Here is a 16285-nt window from a genome sequence, read left to right as displayed (position 1 = left end):
AGCTAACCCCTGTCACGCGGGGAAAACTATCTGAGGCACAACCCCAATTTCGCGGAGACTTGACAATGAGGCACCACGGGGGATATGAGGGGGAGGCGCTGGATGCTCCGGGCGTGGCGGACCCCGATTCGTGGAGGGGCTCAGGCGTCCAAGTTGTCCTCGCCCCACGGGGGACACGTGCACATGAGGTTGCGGTCGCCGTACGCGTTGTCGACGCGACCCACTGCGGGCCAGTACTTGTCGACATTGCGAGTGCCTGCCGGGAACACGGCCTGCTCACGCGTGTACGCCCGGTTCCAGTCTCCGACGAGGCTCCTCGCGGTATGCGGCGCATGCCGAAGCGGCGAATCCTCCGGCGCGATATCTCCACGCAGCACCGCGTCAGCTTCGTCGGCCATCTCGAGCATGGCGTCACAGAAGCGATCCAGCTCGAACAGCGTCTCCGACTCGGTGGGCTCCACCATCAGCGTGCCCGCGACGGGAAACGACATCGTCGGCGCATGGAAACCGTGATCGACAAGGCGCTTCGCGAAGTCATCAACAGTCACCTTCGGCGCGTACACACGGGTGTCGAGGATGCACTCGTGCGCGACGCGCCCTGCCTCACCCGCGTACAGCACCGGGTAGCGTTCGCCCAGCCTCGCCGCGATGTAGTTGGCATTCAAAATGGCCGACTCCGTCGCATGCTTGAGCCCCTGGCCACCCATCAGCAACAGGTAGGCCCAGGAGATCAGCAGCACCGACGCAGAACCGAACGCCGCAGCGCTGACCGCACCCTCCTCGCCCGTCGCCGGATCGGTCGGCAGGTGCTCTACAAGATGCTGCTTGACCCCGATGGGGCCCATCCCCGGACCGCCGCCACCGTGCGGAATGGCGAAGGTCTTGTGCAGATTGAGGTGGCTCACGTCGCCGCCAATCTCACCAAGCTTCACCAGCCCGACGAGGGCGTTCATATTGGCGCCGTCGATGTAGACCTGCCCGCCATGCGCATGGGTGATCTCCGCCACCTGGCGCACCGTGTCTTCAAACACGCCGTGCGTCGACGGGTACGTGATCATCACGGCGGCGAGCTCGTCGCCGGCGGCATCTGCCTTGGCGCGGAAGTCGTCGAGGTCGATGTCGCCGTTGTCGAGCGACTTCACCGCGACGACGTCGAGGCCGGCCATGTGTGCCGATGCCGGGTTGGTGCCGTGGGCCGAGGTGGGGATGAGGCAAATCCGACGCTGCTCGTCACCGCGCGAGCGGTGGTAGCGAGCGATCGTCATGAGCCCCGCGAACTCGCCCTGTGCGCCGGAGTTCGGCTGCATCGAGAACGCGTCGTATCCGGTGATCGCGCAGAGCTTCTGCTCGAGATCCTCGACGAGTTCCGCGTAGCCTCGTGCTTGGTCGGACGGCGCGAAGGGGTGCAGCCCGGCGAATTCCGGCCACGAGACCGGCATCATCTCGACCGCCGCGTTGAGCTTCATCGTGCAGGATCCAAGCGGGATCATGGCGCGATCGAGCGCCAAATCGCGATCGGAGAGTCGGCGCATGTAGCGCATCATCTCCGTCTCGGCCCGGTTCATGTGGAACACCTCGTGCGTGAGGTAGGCGCTGGTGCGCACCCACTCGTCGGGAATGGCGGGCTCAGCGGCGGGCTCGGCAGTCGCGTCGACGCCAAACGCGTCCAGCAAGCGCCCCACGACGTCGGCGTTCGTTGTCTCGTCGAAGCTCATCCCGACGGCGTCGCGCCCCACGCGGCGAAGATTCAGCCCGCGGCGTTCGGCGTTCATCAACACATCGGCCTGGCGCTCGCCGACGTGCACGGTGAACGTGTCGAAGAAGTGCTGCGGCGACACCTGGAAACCGGCGTCACGCAGCGCGCGGGCAGCCGAAGCCGTCCACAGGTGTACACGCTCGGCGATGGCCCTCAGCCCTTGTGGGCCATGGAACACCGCGTACATCGACGCCATCACAGCCAGGAGCGCTTGCGCCGTGCAGACGTTCGACGTCGCCTTTTCCCGGCGGATGTGCTGCTCGCGGGTCTGCAGCGCGAGCCGGTAGGCCTTCGCGCCCGATGCGTCCACGGAGACCCCGACGAGCCGCCCCGGCATCGTGCGTTTGAGCGCGTCCGTCGTCGCCATGAACGCGGCGTGCGGGCCACCGTAACCCATCGGCACGCCGAAGCGCTGCGCGGAGCCCACGCACACGTCGGCACCCATCGCGCCCGGTTCTTGCACCAACGTGAGCGCCAGCAAGTCGGAAGCGACCACCGCCAGTGCCTTCGCGGCATGCAAATCGGCGCACTGCTGCGATAGATCACGCAGCTCGCCGTGCGTGCCGAGATGCGCCAGCGCGGCGCCAAACACCTGGTCGGCGCGCAACGAATCCAACGACCCGACGACGCACTTCACACCTAGCGGACGCGCACGAGTGAGGAGCACGGAGATCACCTGCGGGTGGAGCTCCTCGTCGACGAAGAACACGTTCGACTTCGCCTTCGACGCGCGCTTCACCATGGCCATGCCCTCAGCGACGGCGGTGGCTTCGTCGAGGAGGCTTGCGTTGGCGATGGGCAGCCCGGTGAGGTCGGAGACCATCGTCTGGAAGTTCAGCAGTGCTTCCAAACGTCCTTGGGAAATCTCGGGCTGGTAGGGCGTGTAGGCCGTGTACCAGGCGGGGTTCTCGAAGATGTTGCGCTGGATTGCTGGCGGCGTGACCGTGCCGTAGTAGCCCTGCCCGATGAGCGACGTCATGAGCTGATTGCCGGCCGCAACCTCGCGAAGGCGGGCCAGCACCTCGCCTTCGGTGAGCGGCGCCCAATCCAACTCGGAAGCTTGCCGAATGCTGCGGGGAATCGTCTGGTCGATCAGCTCCTCCACCGACGCCACACCGATGGCGTCGAGCATACGCTCGCGCTCGGAGGGGGAGGGCCCGATGTGCCGACGGTGTGCGAAATCGTCAGGATCGTAGTTCGTCGCGGTCCACATATCAGCCGATCATGGCCTCGTAGGCGTCCTCGTCCATGAACCCCTCGACGATGGACGGGTCGTCGAGCTTGATCTTGAAGAACCAGGCCGACATGGCGTCGTCGTTCACGCTCGCAGGATCATCGACCACTGCCGCGTTTGCTTCGACGATGGTGCCGCTCACCGGAGCCGTGATGTCCGAGGCGGCCTTCACCGACTCGATCACGACGATCTCGTCGCCCTCCGCGACCGCCGCTCCCTCCTCGGGGAGCTCGATGAAAATGATATCGCCGAGCTGCTCCGCGGCATGCGCAGTAATACCGACGGTGGCGACGTCGTCGTGCAGTTCCAGCCACTCGTGGTCTTCGGTGTACTTGATCATGTTGGCTCCTTCAGCGCTTGTAGTTGAGTGGGACGAAAGGAAGATCTGCGACGGTGCACCGCACCCGCTTGCCGCGTAGTTCTGCGAACACCGCATCGCCGACGGTGTACCCGTGCGGCAGCATTGCCATGGCCACCGGTGCGCGCAGGGTCGGGCTGAACGAGCCGGAGGTGACCTCGGCAATCGGCTCGGCGCTCGTGTCGTCGGCGAAGATGCGAGCACCCTCGCGAATGGGAGCACGCCCCTCGGGGCGGAGACCGACGCGCACGCGCGGGGCGCCGTCGGCGAGTTCACCGGCGACGATGGCCGCGCCGGGATATCCGCCTGCCCGGCTGCCGCCAGGGCGCCGCACCTTCGGCACGGCCCAGCCGAGGTCGGCCTGGGCGGGCGTGATGTCGGGGGAGAGGTCGTGGCCGTACAAGCACATGCCGGCCTCCAGTCGCAGCGAATCCCGGGCGCCCAGCCCGGCAGGGCGAACCACGTTGCCTGCGAGCAGCGCTTCCGCGAACTCGACGGCGCGTTCCGCGGGCAGCGACATCTCAAATCCGTCCTCGCCGGTGTATCCAGATCGGGAAACCCATACTTCGGTGCCATCCCAATTGAGCCGTCGCGAATCCATGAAAACCATTGCGGTCACGTCCGGGATGAGGCGGGCGAGCTCGGCTTCCGCCTGCGGCCCCTGCACCGCCAGCAGCGCCCGGTTGGGGACATGCTCTACCTCCAACCCGTCAACCTGCTGCAATAGCTCCAGGTCGTGCTCGGTCCTCGCGGCATTCACGACGAGGAACCAGTGCGTCTCGTGGTTGGCGAACATGAAATCATCCAGAATGCCGCCCTGGGCGTTGGTGAAGAGCCCGTAGCGCTGCCGCCATGGTTTCAACCCCAGCACGCTCGCCGGAGTGAGCGTCTCGAGCGCGGCCCCGGCTGCTTCGAGGCTGTCACCCCGGAGCAGCACCTGCCCCATGTGGCTGACATCGAACAGGCTCGCGGCTTCACGAGTGTGCTTGTGTTCGGCGAGCAAACCGGCGGTGTAATGCACCGGCATGTCCCAGCCGGCGAACTCCACCATGGAGCCGCCATGGGCGATATGGAAGTCGTGCAGCGGGGTGGTTAACAGGGCAGTCATTGCGGTGCCTCCACGGTGGTCGAGCGGGCAGAGCCGACGGGGTCGGCGCCCCCTCTGTCCTCGGTACCTGAGATCTTTGATCCTTCGGCGGGCCACGTGGCCACTCTCCAGAGTTGTGCATCGCCCGGTTCTGGGGCCTGAGAGATTATCGGGGCGATTGCTCCTTCGGCATCGATGTCGATTCTCCCGGGCGACAAGCCTGAGCGTAGCAGCAGATTTTTGGCGTAGCTGCGACCCGGTGAAAAAAGATGCGGGTTACTTATTGGCCTCGATCATCTGTCGCAGCTCCTTCTTGAGGTCAGCGATCTCATCGCGGTGCCGGGCGGCCAGCTCGAATTGCAGCTCCGCGGCCGCCTGATGCATCTGCGCGGTGAGGTCTTCGATGAGCTGAGCGAGCTCCTGTTCCGCCATCGCCGACGTGTCTAGCGCGCGCTTGCCTGCACCTTCGAGGAGATCCCGGGTATCGGCGTCCTCGCGCGCGAGCATCTCGCTCACATCCGCGATGCGTTTGCGCAGTGGCTGCGGATCGATGCCGTGCTCGCGGTTCCACGCCATCTGGATGTCGCGGCGACGGTTCGTCTCGTCGATCGCGGCTTGCATCGACGGTGTCACCGAGTCGGCGTACATGTGTACCTGGCCAGCGACGTTACGCGCTGCGCGCCCGATGGTCTGAATGAGGGAGCGTTCTGAGCGCAGGAATCCTTCCTTGTCGGCATCCAAGATGGCGACGAGTGACACCTCCGGGAGGTCGAGGCCCTCGCGCAGCAGGTTGATGCCGACGAGGACGTCGTACTCACCAAGGCGTAGATCGCGCAGCAGGTCGAGCCGCTCCAAGGTGGCGATGTCCGAGTGCAGGTATCGGGTGCGGATGCCTGCCTCGACGAGGAAATCGGTGAGGTCTTCGGCCATCTTCTTCGTTAGCGTTGTGACGAGTACGCGTTCGTTGCGCTCGGTGCGGGCCTGCACCTCGGCGATGAGGTCGTCGATCTGGCCCTTGGTGGGTTTCAGGACGATCTCGGGGTCGACGAGGCCGGTCGGGCGGATGATGAGCTCGACCACACCGTCGGCGCGCTCGAGCTCGTACGGCCCGGGCGTGGCCGAGAGGTACACCGTCTGCCCGATGCGTTCTTGGAATTCGTCGAACCGTAGGGGGCGGTTGTCGAGTGCGGAGGGCAGCCGGAATCCGTGCTCCACCAGTGTGCGCTTGCGGGACGCGTCGCCTTCAAACATGCCGCCGATCTGTGGCACGGACACGTGGCTCTCGTCCAGGACGAGCACGAAATCTTCGGGGAAGTAGTCCAGCAAACACGACGGGGGACTGCTCGGCTCGCGTCCGTCGATGTGGAGCGAGTAGTTCTCGATGCCGGAACAGGTGCCGATCTGACGCATCATCTCGAGGTCGTAGGTGGTGCGCATCTTCAGGCGCTGTGCCTCGAGGAGATTGCCGGCCGCTTCGAGGTCTTGCAGACGTGCGGCAAGTTCCGCCTCGATGCCGTTGATCGCGCGCTCCATGCGCTCGTTGCCCGCGGCGTAGTGGGATGCGGGGAAGATGTAGATCTGTTCGTCCTCGTGCAGGGTGGCTGCGCTGACGGGGTGGATGGTGGCGATCCGCTCGATTTCGTCGCCGAAGAATTCGATCCGGACGGCGTTCTCCTCGTACATGGGGTAGACCTCGAGCGTGTCGCCCTTTACTTTGAAGGTGCCGCGCCCGCCGCCCATGTCGTTGCGTGCGTACTGGATGTCGACGAGATGCCTGAGGAGATCGTCGCGATCCATCTCGTCGCCCACGCGTAGCGTGACGCGCTGGTCGAGGTATTCTTCGGGAGTGCCGAGGCCGTAGATGGCCGAAACCGTGGCGACGACGATCACATCGCGGCGCGTCAGCAGTGAGCTGGTGGCGGCGTGTCGCATCCGCTCCACCTCCTCGTTGAGTGAGGAGTCTTTCTCGATGTAGGTATCGGTCTGCGGTAGGTACGCCTCGGGCTGGTAGTAGTCGTAGTACGACACGAAGTACTCGACAGCGTTATCAGGGAAGAAGTCACGCAGCTCGGCTGCGAACTGGGCCGCCAGCGTTTTATTGGGCTGCATCACCAACATGGGGCGCTGCAAGCGCTCCGCGAGCCACGCGATCGTCGCTGTCTTGCCCGTGCCTGTCGCGCCCAGGAGCACGACATCCTGTTCACCTGCTCGGATGCGCTGCTCGAGCTCATCAATCGCCTTCGGCTGATCCCCCGAAGGTTCGAAATCAGCGTGCACCTTGAGCGGTGCTACTTGACGTTGGAGTTCTTCGATCGGGCGCATAACCCCTAGCGTACGCGGCAGTCTCCTGAGAACGCACTACTTCGGGGGCGCGAAGCAATAGGTGCGGTTCCAATCGGAACCGAAGCCGTAGGCCCTCTGACTGTCGGAGCAGGTGGCATTGGCACGCGGAACGACGGACGCCACCTTGAAATCACCGTTGGGGCACTTCGCGGGTTGGTAGCCGGATATGTGGTTGTCCTTGCTGTAGCAATGGCCTTCCACGAATTCGGGGCCGAAGCACATCGTTGCGATCACCTCGGAGCCTCGAACCCTCTCGATGGGCAACCCGCGATAACACGCGTGCTTTCCAGCGCGGGAGAACATGGCATACAGCGTCACGCCGTCTGCAGGATCTTGCTGGCATGGCGACTTCTCCAACGTCGGATTGTTTGGCGAACCCTTGACGGTGTAACACGTGTTGGCCGGGAAGTCACGGAGGTCGAAGTCGCGGGGGTTCTGGTTCGCCGGTTGCGTACGGGCGTCGGACGGATGCGACGCAGGCGCTGTAGGAGGCTCTTCCTCAGGCGTTGCCGGGGGCTCCTTCTCGGGTGTCGCGCTCGGGTCGTCAAACGGAGACTCGCTCGGTGAATCGGAAGACTCGCTGCTCTCCTGCGTAGATGGCTGAGCGGTGGGCTCCTCGCCCTCGGTTGCGAGAAAGATACCGACGCCGCCCGCGACGATCAGGAGCGTGGCGAGCACGGAGATGACAGCGACGGTGGGGAACCCCTTCTTCGGTTCCTGGGGTGGGTATCCGTAGGGTTGGCCGCCTGCGGGAGGGAACTGTTGGCCCGCACCCTGGCCGTAGGGTTGCTGCCAGTACCGCTGTGGATAGCCTTGGCCCTGGTTCGAGAAGCCCTGGCCTGGCTGCCCGTAGCCTAGGTGCCCTTGCCCCTGGCCTGGCTGGTTCCAGCCACCCCCAGTATTGCCATTGCCCTGCCAATTCGGGGGTTGCGTCATTGTTCCTCCCAACACGTAGTGTCGCCAACAGCTTAGAGCACGCTGAGTTCAGCGTGAGGAATATGCCATGGGCGGAGCCGAAGGTCCACTAGCGCTCGAGGCACGTATTTGCCAACCCTGGTTTAGGTGCTCAGCGGCATGGGCACCGCGCTCGCACCACTAATGTGGTCTGACGCGATACCTCGCGCGAGCCAGAGGCAGAGGTCGGGGAGTGGGCCGATGACCGTCGTGGTGTCACCCGAGTCTGCACCAATTCGCGCTGAGAATCCCTCGTCAGCCACCAATAACACGGGTGGAAGCCCTGCATTGCGGGGGCGAAGCGTCTCGAATTCTGCAATGGTGAGCAGCGCTGAGGTGGGAACGTCGAGGGCTTCGCGTCCGATGAGATCGAAGTGATGCACGACGAGTTCGCGCAACCTCAATGCTGGCATGAGGGATGCGGGGCCAGTCCAGCCGTCGGCAATGCGCACCGTCTCGGTGTGGCGTCCGAGCCCCGCGAGGGCGTCTTGCAGTTGCCCGGCAGACTCGTCGAGCCGAATTTGTAGAGTGAGGCCCTCGTCGATGGCCTGTCGTTCCCACTGACATCGGAGGCTGGCGGGGTCGGGCTCCGGGTCGCATGCTTGTTCGGCACTGAGCGCCTTCGTTAAGCGCCTTGCCTGTTCGACGAGGTGCGCAGCCACATGCGACCGCGTCCAACCAGGTAGCACTGTAGGTGCAGCCCAGTCGTCTTCGTCGAACTCAATGGTGGTTCCGAGGAGGCGCGTCGTCTGAGTTCGGATTGCGTCCAGAACCTCTGGGAAGGCGAGCGACTGGGTCATGTTGTCAAACTATCAAATGGACGAGGACCGCGGCGGGAATCGTGTCACGATGTTCCGATTGGCTGTGTGTAGGCCGGCCCCATCTCGATGCTGAGTAGGGCCAGCCTGTGGGCCTACGGTTTTGCGAGGCAGTAGGTGCGCGGCCACTTGGCGTAGCTGGCGACTATCTCCTTATCGGCACAGCTGCCGTCTGCAGATTCGTGCACCTTCGATACCTTGAACGTGGCTTCCTCGGCGGACTTCACCTCGCGCAGACCGGACACGAGGGACTCATCGGCTTTGTAGAACTTGCCCTCGGAGAGAACTTCGGCGAGGCACACCGTCTTATCGGTGCGTTCGGTGCCAGTGCGGCGGCGTCTGCTGGTCTCCGAATACTCGATCATATCGTCGTCACAGGTGGCGGCGCCGTCGTGCTTTTCGATGACGCGCAATACGACCTGCTTCGAGCCATCAGCGTCGCAATCAGCGGCTTCGACCTCGGCCTGATCCCTTTCGCCCGTGATGTACACGCACTGACCGACGGTGAGAGCCTGGTCACGCTGCTGCCCGCTGTACCAATTCCAACCCGTGACACCAATAATGACGATCACGATGATCACCGAGAGAATCAGCTTGAAGTTCTGGAAGGCCGAGCGTTTCGGCCTGCCTGGTGCTCCCATGGGCTGTCCAGGATGCTGGCCGGCAAACTGCTGATCGTCTTGTCCGGGCTGACCGAAAGGCTGACCTGGCTGCCCAGCCTGGTCGGGGTGCTGGGGCTGTTGGCCAGGGAACTGCTGTGGCCCATGGGAGGGGCCCTGCGGTGTGCTCATGGTGCTCCTTGCTCGTGGATCTACATCGGGTTGGGGCGCTGAACGAGGCTTGGTGCCCCAACCAACGCACTGACTGTAATTGGTGGAGAGGTCACAAAGTGACGTTCTCGCGCATGTCGTGTGGCGACCTTCATCGCAGGCACCAACCTTGCCAGAACCCATCCGTGTCGTCGACTCCGGCAGTTTTTGGACACATGTACTACAGTTATCGATGTGACTGACCAGCTCGTGGTGCGCGGCGCGCGGGTACATAACCTGAAGAACGTCTCCCTCGACCTTCCCCGAAACAAGATGATTGTGTTCACGGGGTTGAGCGGTTCGGGGAAATCTTCACTCGCGTTCGACACGATCTTCGCCGAAGGACAGCGACGATACGTAGAGTCGCTGTCTGCGTACGCGCGTATGTTCCTGGGCCAGATGGACAAACCCGACGTGGACTTCATCGAAGGCCTCTCGCCGGCGGTGTCAATCGACCAGAAATCGACGAGCAGAAACCCTCGCTCCACCGTCGGCACCATCACAGAAATCTACGACTACCTGCGTCTGCTGTACGCACGGATCGGCATCCCCCATTGTCCCGAGTGCGGTGCGCCCATCGGCAAGCAGACCCCGCAGCAGATCGTCGATCGTCTGATGGCCCTCGACGAAGGCACCCGCTTCCAGATTCTCGCCCCTGTGGTGCGCGGAAGGAAAGGCGAGTTCTCAGAACTCTTCCGGCAACTCCTCGGCGACGGATACTCGCGCGTGCGCATCGACGGCGAGAGCTACCAGCTCACCGACCTGCCCACGATCGACAAGAAGCGCAAGCACGACGTCGAGGTGATCGTCGACCGTGCCGTCGTCCGGGCGAAGGCACAGCAGCGCATCACGGAATCCGTTGAGACCGCACTCGAGCTGGCAGGCGGCGTCGTGGCAATCGACTTCGTCGACCTTCCCGACGATGCCCCCGAGCGACTGCGGCGCTACTCGGAGAAGCTTGGCTGCCCGAATGATCACGACGTGCAGATGGAGGAGCTCGAGCCTCGGCAGTTCTCGTTCAACGGCCCCTGGGGTGCGTGCCCCGACTGCACCGGCATCGGCGCGGTACTCGACCCCGACCCGGAACTCATCATTCCCGACGAAGACCTCTCGCTGCGCGACGGCGCCATCGCACCGTGGAACAACGCCCATCTCAAGAACCACTACGAGCACGTGCTCACGTCGTTGGGGGAGGAACACGGCTTCTCGATGACGGTGCCGTGGCGTGAACTGTCCAAGTCGGCACGCAAACTCATCCTGCACGGCATGCCCGGCAACGTCGTCGTCAAGTACCGCAACCGATTCGGCAGGCTGCGCACCTTCTCACAAAAGTACGAAGGCATCATCCCGTTCATCCGACGACGCCACGACGAAGCGGAAACCGACAACGCGCGCGAACGGTGGGGGCAATACATGCGTGAACTCGCCTGCCCCACGTGCCAAGGCGAGCGGTTGAAGCCCTCGTCGCTCGCAGTCACGGTGTACGGCAAGAACATCTCGGAACTCGTATCGCTCTCGGTGGGGGAGGCCTTCGAATGGCTCAACTCCCTCGAACTCACGCGCACGGAGGCGACGATCGCCGCCCGCGTGATCAAGGAGATCCTCGCGCGGTTGAAGTTTCTGATTGACGTGGGGCTCGACTACCTCACGCTCTCGCGCGCAGCCGGCACGCTCTCCGGCGGTGAGGCGCAACGCATCCGGCTCGCGACGCAGATCGGCGCCGGGCTGGTGGGCGTGCTCTACGTGCTCGACGAACCCAGCATCGGGTTGCACCAGCGCGACAACCTCCGGCTCGTGGCGACACTCGAGCGCCTGCGCGACATGGGCAACACGCTCATCGTCGTGGAGCACGACGAGGACACCATCCGGCACGCCGACTGGATCGTCGATATCGGCCCAGGCGCGGGGGAGCTGGGCGGGGAGGTCGTCGTCTCCGGTAGCTTCGACGAGCTCCTGGCGAATCCAGACTCCAAGACAGGGCAGTACCTTTCGGGCAACCTCGCCATCGACGTTCCGGCGGTGCGCCGCGAGGGCAACGGATCGACGCTGTCGGTGCAGGGTGCCCGACACAATAACCTGCGCGAGGTGGACGTCGACTTCCCGCTCGGCACGTTCATCGCGGTCACCGGGGTTTCCGGCTCTGGCAAGTCGTCCTTGGTCAACGGCATTTTGTACCCCGCTGCGGCCAAGGCCATCTACAACGCGAGGAACGTCCCCGGGAAACACCGCAAACTGCAGGGCCTCGAACACCTCGACAAGATCATCCAGGTGGATCAGTCACCTATCGGGCGCACCCCCAGGTCGAACCCAGCCACCTACACCGGTGTGTTCGACAAGATCCGCAAGCTCTTCGCAGAAACACCGGAGGCGAAGGTGCGCGGCTACCAGGCCGGGCGATTCTCCTTCAACGTCAAAGGCGGGCGCTGCGAGGCATGTAAGGGCGACGGCACCATCCGCGTCGAGATGAACTTCCTGCCCGACGTGTACGTGCCGTGCGAGGTGTGCGATGGCGCCCGCTATAACCGCGAGACACTCGAGGTGCACTACAAGGGCAAATCCATCTCGGATGTCCTGGATATGCCCATCGCGGAGGCCGTCGACTTCTTTGGCGCCATCGGCTCCATTAGTCGCCATTTGAAGACGCTCGACGAGGTAGGCCTCGGGTATGTGCGTCTCGGGCAGCCCGCCACGACGCTGTCCGGCGGCGAGGCGCAGCGTGTCAAACTGGCCGCCGAACTGCAGAAACGCTCCACCGGCCGCACGCTCTACGTCCTCGACGAGCCCACCACGGGTTTGCATTTCGAAGACATCCGACGCTTGCTTGTCGTATTGCAGCGCCTCGTCGACCAAGGCAACACGGTGATCGTGATCGAGCACAACCTCGACGTCATCAAGTGCGCCGACTGGCTCATCGACATGGGGCCCGACGGCGGCTCGCGCGGCGGCCTCGTCGTCGCAACGGGTACGCCGGAGGACGTGGCCGCCAACGACGCCTCCGAGACGGGCAAGTTCCTCCGCGAGATGTTGGCACCGCATGGCTGATCCGGCCAGCTATCGTCCGCGCACGTCGGATATCCCCACCTCGCCGGGCGTCTACCGGTTCTTCGATTCCTTCGGCAACGTCATCTACGTCGGCAAGGCGAAGAATCTCCGTAACCGCCTGAGCTCGTACTTTGTCGACCTTGAGAACAAGCACTTCCGCACCCAAACGATGGTGCGCACGGCGGCGCGGGTCGACTGGACCGTCGTCGGCAGCGAGGTGGAAGCGCTCCAGCTGGAGTACACGTGGATCCAGCAGTTCGACCCGCGCTTCAACGTGAAGTACCGCGATGACAAGTCGTACCCCTGGCTGGCCGTCACCTGGAGCGAGGAGTTCCCCCGCGTCATGGTGGGGCGCGGCGCGAAGAAGCGCGGCACGAGGTACTTCGGCCCCTACGGGCAGGCCTGGGCTATCCGCGACACGCTCGATCTGTTGCTGCGCGTGTTCCCGATGCGCTCGTGTTCGAAAGGTGTGTTCGACGGCGCGCGCCGCTCCGGGCGCGCCTGCCTGCTGGGTGACATCGGCAAATGCTCCGCGCCCTGCATCGGGCGCGTTTCGGCGGAGGAGCACCGTGAGATCGCGGGCGAGCTGATGGCCTTTATGGGCGGCAGAACCGGCGACGTGATTGGGCGGGTTGAACGCGCCATGTACGACGCATCTGCCGATCTCAACTTCGAACGCGCCGCCACGCTGCGTGACGCGCTGGACGCGATGAAGAAGGTGCAGGAGAAGCAAGCTGTCGTGTTTAACGACGGCAAGCGCGCCGACGTCGTCGGGTTCGCAGAGGACCCAACCCAGGTGGCCGTCCAGGTATTTCACGTAGTCGGAGGCAAGATTCTCGGCGAGCGCGGTTGGGTGGCGGATCGCTCCGACGACCGCCCGATCACGGAGCTCGTCGAAGCATTCATCGCCCAGCTCTACGCCGCCGACGACGCCGACATTCCACCCACGGTGTACACCTCCGTCGAGGCCGAACCCGCCGTCGCGGAGCTCCTCACAGCCCGGCGCGGTGCGACGGTGGAGGTGCGAGTGCCGCTGCGGGGAGAGAAGCGGCGGCTGCTGGACACCGTCGTGAAGAATGCCGAACTCGCGCTGGAACAGTACAAACGCAAGCGCTCCACCGACCTCACCACCCGCAACCGCGCACTCGAAGAGATCGAGGAGGCCCTGGGGCTGCCGGCCCCGCCGCTCAGAATCGAGTGTTACGACATCTCGCACACGATGGGCCAGGAGGTCGTCGGCTCCATGGTGGTGTTCGAGGACGGGCTGGCACGCAACTCCGAGTATCGGCGCTTCCTGATTAAGGGCTTCGAGGGCTCCGACGATGTCCGCGCCATCCGCGAGGTGCTCACCCGCCGACTGCGGCGCTTGAAAGACAACGAGGCCGACGATCTCGTCGATGCTACGACGGGGGTGGCCAAGCGCTTCGCGTATGCGCCGTCCCTCATCATCGTCGACGGCGGGGCGCCGCAGGTAGCGGCCGCGGCGAAGGTGCTCGAGGAATTCGGGCTAAGCGACGACATCGCGTTGTGTGGGCTCGCGAAACGCCTCGAGGAAGTGTGGCTGCCGGGGGAGGAATACCCGCTGATTCTTCCACGCACCTCTGACGGCCTCTACCTCATGCAACGCGCCCGCGACGAGGCACACCGCTTCGCGATCACCTTCCACCGGCAGCGACGCGGTAAGGCGCTCATCGACTCCATCCTCGACGGCGTACCCGGCCTCGGTGACGTCCGCCGAAAGGCGCTCATGAAGTATTTCGGCAGCGTGAAGAAGCTGCGTGCCGCCACAGTTCAAGAGATCGACGAGGTGCCCGGGATCGGGCCGGGGCTGGCCAAGGCCATCTACGACGTGGTGCAGGCCTCCGGCGGCGAGGCAATCAACCTCACCACAGGCGAGGTGACGGAAACGTGAGGACACCGCACACATAACGCCCCCGGTTTGAACACTATTCAAGCCATGGTGTTGAATGCTGTTCAACGATCGCCCAGAAGGAGACACCCATGTCCGACGCCTCTGCCACCACACGGCCGGCCACCCGCACCTTTGAGGCCAGCGATATGGCCTACATCGCCGTGTTCGCCGCGCTCATCGCAGCCCTATCGGTGATGCCCGCGATCCCCGTCGGCGGTCTGGGCATCCCCATCACGCTGCAGACGCTGGGCATCACCCTCACCGCACTGGTGCTCGGGCCATGGCGGGGTGCAGCGGCGGTGCTGCTCTACCTCCTGATGGGCACCGCAGGGCTGCCGATTTTCGCCAAGGGCAAGGCGGGCCTCGCCCCGTGGTTCGGGCCGACGGTCGGCTACCTCATCGCCTTCGTGGTGTGCACCATCGTGGTGGGGCTCATCTCTCGACGCATCCTGCGCAACGGGCTCCAAAAGCTCACCTGGCTGTGGCTGACGCTCACCGTGCTCGCATGCCGCGTGCTCATCATGTACCCGCTTGGCACCCTTGGCATAGCGATGACAACTAAGGATCCGTTTGCGAAAACGCTCGCAGCGGACCTTATCTTCTGGCCCGGTGACGTGCTCAAGACCATCGTCGCCGTCGTGGTTGCGCTGGCGATCTTCAAGGCGTTCCCGAGGCTCATGCAACGATGATCGAGCTCAGCGACGTTCGGCTGAGCGTACCCCCGCTGCGACAAGGTGACCCGGAGCGGATACTCCTCGACGACATCTCGTTGGAGCTCACGCAGCAGCGCATCGTCGTGATCGGGGCGAATGGCTCTGGGAAGTCCACACTGCTGCGCCTGCTCAACGGGCTTCGGCTACCGACGAGCGGGACGGTCACCGTCGATGGGCACGACACCGCGAAAGACGGCAAGCAGGTCCGCAAACTCGTCGGGTTCATCTTCACCGATCCGCTGTCACAGCTGCTCATGTCCACACCCATCGAAGACATCGAGCTCAGCCTACGCAGCGTCATCAAATCGAAGCCGGAACGCCTTGCCCGCGCCCAAGAGCTGCTCGACGCCCGGGGGATCGGAGGTGTCGCGCACCAATCCATCTACGATCTCTCGGGCGGCGAGCGTCAACTCGTCGCGCTCACCAGCGTGCTCGCAGTATCTCCCACCGTGGTGGTGGCCGACGAACCGACGACGCTGCTCGACCTCCGCAACAAACAGGCCCTGCGGGGGGCGTTTGAGCAGCTTGAGCAACAGCTGATCTTCTCTACGCACGACCTCGATTTCGCGCTGCTCGCCGAGCGAGCCATCGTCGTGGAGGACGGCAGGATTGTTGCTGACGACGACCCGGCCGCCGCGGTCGCTTACTACAAGGCGCGCATGCAGTGAACGTGCACGCGAGCCTGCTCGGCATCTACCAACCCGGCGACGGCTGGCTGTTCCGCATCGGCGTCGGCTGGAAGTATCTACTGCTCATCATCGTCACGCTGCCGACGTTCATCATGGGCACATGGTGGATGACGGCACTATCACTCACCGTCGTGTTGGCGCTGCTGCGCACCTCGGGGGTCACCTTCCGGCGTGCCCTCAACATCGGTTCGATGTTGTGGATTTTACTTGCCGGCATCGCAGTGTTTCAGCTCGTCACGTTGCGCCCGCTGCTCGCGTTCATCACCACCGGCAACCTGCTCGTCGCAGTGCTCGCCTCCCGGATGCTCACCCTCACCACCAGCACACCTGATTTGCTCGACGCGTTGGTGCGCGGGCTCTCGCCGCTGCGGCGGGTGGGTGTGAACGTCGATCAGATTGCGCTCACCGTCGCCATCATGGTGCGCTCCATCCCATACTTGCTCGGCTCGTTCCAGACCTCCCGCGACGCTGCCCGCGCGCGCGGGCGGGACGGCAACCTCGTCTCGCTGCTCGTGCCGACGCTCGTGGATGCCTGTCTCTTATACACATCTCCGAGCCCACGAGACGTAG

General features: G+C 64.2%; 11 protein-coding genes and 1 riboswitch. Of the genes, 4 read left to right on the top strand and 7 right to left on the bottom strand.

Annotation, left to right across the window (positions count from 1 at the left end; all coding sequences use genetic code 11):
• Positions 1-140 precede the first annotated feature (140 nt).
• From gcvP to Q0X68_RS11460, 7 genes are all read right to left on the bottom strand, one after another.
• Positions 141-2969: an aminomethyl-transferring glycine dehydrogenase gene (gene gcvP, locus Q0X68_RS11490; protein ID WP_297751896.1), complete on the bottom strand. Its 2829-nt coding sequence runs from the start codon at positions 2967-2969 to the stop codon at positions 141-143.
• 1 nt (position 2970) lies between these two features.
• On the bottom strand, positions 2971-3330 hold the full coding sequence (gene gcvH / locus Q0X68_RS11485) for a glycine cleavage system protein GcvH (protein WP_297751894.1): 360 nt from the start codon (positions 3328-3330) through the stop codon (positions 2971-2973).
• A 10-nt stretch (positions 3331-3340) separates the two neighbouring features.
• Positions 3341-4456 carry a glycine cleavage system aminomethyltransferase GcvT gene (gcvT, locus tag Q0X68_RS11480; RefSeq protein WP_297751892.1) on the bottom strand — a complete coding sequence of 372 codons (1116 nt, stop codon included), beginning with the start codon at positions 4454-4456 and terminating at the stop codon, positions 3341-3343.
• 115 nt (positions 4457-4571) lie between these two features.
• Positions 4572-4655: riboswitch (glycine riboswitch) on the bottom strand.
• Positions 4656-4711: 56 nt separating this feature from the next.
• Positions 4712-6757, bottom strand: a complete 2046-nt coding sequence (uvrB, locus tag Q0X68_RS11475; protein ID WP_297751889.1) for an excinuclease ABC subunit UvrB — start codon at positions 6755-6757, stop codon at positions 4712-4714.
• 36 nt (positions 6758-6793) lie between these two features.
• Positions 6794-7714 carry a hypothetical protein gene (locus Q0X68_RS11470; RefSeq protein ID WP_297751886.1) on the bottom strand — a complete coding sequence of 307 codons (921 nt, stop codon included), beginning with the start codon at positions 7712-7714 and terminating at the stop codon, positions 6794-6796.
• A 122-nt stretch (positions 7715-7836) separates the two neighbouring features.
• Positions 7837-8532, bottom strand: coding sequence for a maleylpyruvate isomerase family mycothiol-dependent enzyme (locus Q0X68_RS11465; protein ID WP_297751883.1), 696 nt, complete (start codon positions 8530-8532; stop codon positions 7837-7839).
• 113 nt (positions 8533-8645) lie between these two features.
• Entirely contained in the window at positions 8646-9341 is a 696-nt protein-coding gene (locus Q0X68_RS11460; RefSeq protein WP_297751880.1) for a hypothetical protein, read from the bottom strand.
• Between the two features lie 213 nt (positions 9342-9554).
• Between Q0X68_RS11460 and uvrA the strand changes: the two genes are divergently transcribed.
• From uvrA to Q0X68_RS11440, 4 genes are all read left to right on the top strand, one after another.
• The gene (gene uvrA / locus Q0X68_RS11455; RefSeq protein WP_366128305.1) at positions 9555-12401 is read left to right on the top strand and encodes an excinuclease ABC subunit UvrA; all 2847 of its coding nucleotides are present in this window, start codon (positions 9555-9557) and stop codon (positions 12399-12401) included.
• Positions 12394-14313, top strand: coding sequence for an excinuclease ABC subunit UvrC (uvrC, locus tag Q0X68_RS11450; RefSeq protein ID WP_297751878.1), 1920 nt, complete (start codon positions 12394-12396; stop codon positions 14311-14313). The genes uvrA and uvrC overlap by 8 nt, the downstream gene beginning before the upstream one ends.
• An 89-nt stretch (positions 14314-14402) precedes the next feature.
• The gene (locus Q0X68_RS11445) at positions 14403-15002 is read left to right on the top strand and encodes a biotin transporter BioY (RefSeq protein ID WP_297751875.1); all 600 of its coding nucleotides are present in this window, start codon (positions 14403-14405) and stop codon (positions 15000-15002) included.
• A complete protein-coding gene (locus tag Q0X68_RS11440) occupies positions 14999-15694 on the top strand; it encodes an energy-coupling factor ABC transporter ATP-binding protein (RefSeq protein ID WP_297751872.1) in 696 nt (231 codons plus the stop codon). Before Q0X68_RS11445 ends, Q0X68_RS11440 begins: the two co-directional genes overlap by 4 nt.
• The last annotated feature ends 591 nt before the right edge of the window (positions 15695-16285 follow it).

Origin of the sequence: uncultured Tessaracoccus sp. (assembly GCF_947286155.1) — a bacterium.
GTDB lineage: Bacteria > Actinomycetota > Actinomycetes > Propionibacteriales > Propionibacteriaceae > Arachnia.
Note: the sequence above shows the minus strand (reverse complement) of the source record. Positions and strands in the feature narration are given on the sequence as shown.